The 2513-nt window shown below is 53.3% G+C and carries 2 tRNA genes and 1 rRNA gene; all 3 read left to right on the top strand.

The window, feature by feature from the left end:
• Positions 1-294: 294 nt before the first annotated feature.
• The 3 genes from CF70_RS25220 (at position 295) to CF70_RS25210 (ending at position 2086) form a co-directional block, all read left to right on the top strand.
• Positions 295-1826 (top strand): 16S ribosomal RNA (locus CF70_RS25220).
• A gap of 61 nt (positions 1827-1887) precedes the next feature.
• Positions 1888-1964, top strand: a tRNA-Ile gene (locus CF70_RS25215).
• A 46-nt stretch (positions 1965-2010) separates the two neighbouring features.
• Positions 2011-2086 (top strand) — tRNA-Ala (locus tag CF70_RS25210).
• Positions 2087-2513: the final 427 nt, after the last annotated feature.

Genomic DNA, 2513 nt, shown 5'->3' with positions numbered 1-2513 from the left:
AAACGCAGCGACGCGGTAAGCAAAGCGAACCGCGGCTAGTTCTTTAACAAACAAACAACCGATAAGTGTGGGCGCTTGATAGCGGATGCGGAAGACTTCGGTCTTTTAGCTTACAAGTTATAAAGTGCTCGCACAGTAAAACATGTTGGTTATGTCCGGGGTGTAAATCACGGATGTAGCCAGTCAGTTTTCTGAGAGTGAGCGACCGCTCGAAAGAGCGAGGTTCTTNAGAGTGAGCGACCGCTCGAAAGAGCGAGGTTTCAGCAGGTAACTGCGCGGAACCACACAGGTATTAAACTGAAGAGTTTGATCCTGGCTCAGATTGAACGCTGGCGGCATGCCTTACACATGCAAGTCGAACGGCAGCACGGGAGCAATCCTGGTGGCGAGTGGCGAACGGGTGAGTAATACATCGGAACGTGCCCTGTCGTGGGGGATAACTAGTCGAAAGATTAGCTAATACCGCATACGACCTGAGGGTGAAAGCGGGGGACCGTAAGGCCTCGCGCGATAGGAGCGGCCGATGTCTGATTAGCTAGTTGGTGGGGTAAAGGCCCACCAAGGCGACGATCAGTAGCTGGTCTGAGAGGACGATCAGCCACACTGGGACTGAGACACGGCCCAGACTCCTACGGGAGGCAGCAGTGGGGAATTTTGGACAATGGGGGCAACCCTGATCCAGCAATGCCGCGTGTGTGAAGAAGGCCTTCGGGTTGTAAAGCACTTTTGTCCGGAAAGAAATCCCCTGCTCTAATACAGCGGGGGGATGACGGTACCGGAAGAATAAGCACCGGCTAACTACGTGCCAGCAGCCGCGGTAATACGTAGGGTGCGAGCGTTAATCGGAATTACTGGGCGTAAAGCGTGCGCAGGCGGTTTTGTAAGACAGGCGTGAAATCCCCGAGCTCAACTTGGGAATGGCGCTTGTGACTGCAAGGCTAGAGTATGTCAGAGGGGGGTAGAATTCCACGTGTAGCAGTGAAATGCGTAGAGATGTGGAGGAATACCGATGGCGAAGGCAGCCCCCTGGGACGTCACTGACGCTCATGCACGAAAGCGTGGGGAGCAAACAGGATTAGATACCCTGGTAGTCCACGCCCTAAACGATGTCAACTAGTTGTTGGGGATTCATTTCTTCAGTAACGTAGCTAACGCGTGAAGTTGACCGCCTGGGGAGTACGGTCGCAAGATTAAAACTCAAAGGAATTGACGGGGACCCGCACAAGCGGTGGATGATGTGGATTAATTCGATGCAACGCGAAAAACCTTACCTACCCTTGACATGCCACTAACGAAGCAGAGATGCATCAGGTGCCCGAAAGGGAAAGTGGACACAGGTGCTGCATGGCTGTCGTCAGCTCGTGTCGTGAGATGTTGGGTTAAGTCCCGCAACGAGCGCAACCCTTGTCTTTAGTTGCTACGCAAGAGCACTCTAGAGAGACTGCCGGTGACAAACCGGAGGAAGGTGGGGATGACGTCAAGTCCTCATGGCCCTTATGGGTAGGGCTTCACACGTCATACAATGGTGCGTACAGAGGGTTGCCAACCCGCGAGGGGGAGCTAATCCCAGAAAACGCATCGTAGTCCGGATCGTAGTCTGCAACTCGACTACGTGAAGCTGGAATCGCTAGTAATCGCGGATCAGCATGCCGCGGTGAATACGTTCCCGGGTCTTGTACACACCGCCCGTCACACCATGGGAGTGGGTTTTGCCAGAAGTAGTTAGCCTAACCGCAAGGAGGGCGATTACCACGGCAGGGTTCATGACTGGGGTGAAGTCGTAACAAGGTAGCCGTATCGGAAGGTGCGGCTGGATCACCTCCTTTCAAGAGCGTGCATCCAAAGTCGAGCGTTCACACTTATCGGTTTGTTTGCTGTTACAGCCAAGGGTCTGTAGCTCAGGTGGTTAGAGCACCGTCTTGATAAGGCGGGGGTCGTAGGTTCAAGTCCTACCAGACCCACCAAGTTACGGATGGTGGTTCGACGCTGAACCTCCGGACAGAAGTACATGGGGGATTAGCTCAGCTGGGAGAGCACCTGCTTTGCAAGCAGGGGGTCGTCGGTTCGATCCCGTCATCCTCCACCATTTACCGCGCACTTCGGTGTGCACCTTGGATTGGTCGTCAAAGGCAAGCGCTTAGGATTGAGCGTTTGCCTTTGGCCTTGGCCAAGACGTTGCGAGACGAAGTTTCGCACGGCTGTTCTTTAACNGGCTGGATCACCTCCTTTCAGAGCGTGCATCTCAAGTTGAGCGTTCACACTTATCGGTTTGTTGGTTGTTAGAGCCAGGATGCGCGCTGCGTGTCCTGTGTTGCATGGTCAAATGCAAGCGCTTAGCGTTGAGTGCTTGCATTTGGCTTTGCCAAGGCGACAGGGGACTAAGTCTCAGTCGGCTGTTCTTTAAAAATATGGGATGTAGTAAAGGTGTCGTGAGCGTTGATGAGACGCTGCAGTAACAACACGATACCGGGTTGTGATTGTATCAACCAAAATGTATTTAAGTGATCGAAAGA

It is taken from the genome of Cupriavidus sp. SK-3 (assembly GCF_000611145.1).
Lineage (GTDB): Bacteria > Pseudomonadota > Gammaproteobacteria > Burkholderiales > Burkholderiaceae > Cupriavidus.
Note: the sequence above shows the minus strand (reverse complement) of the source record. Positions and strands in the feature narration are given on the sequence as shown.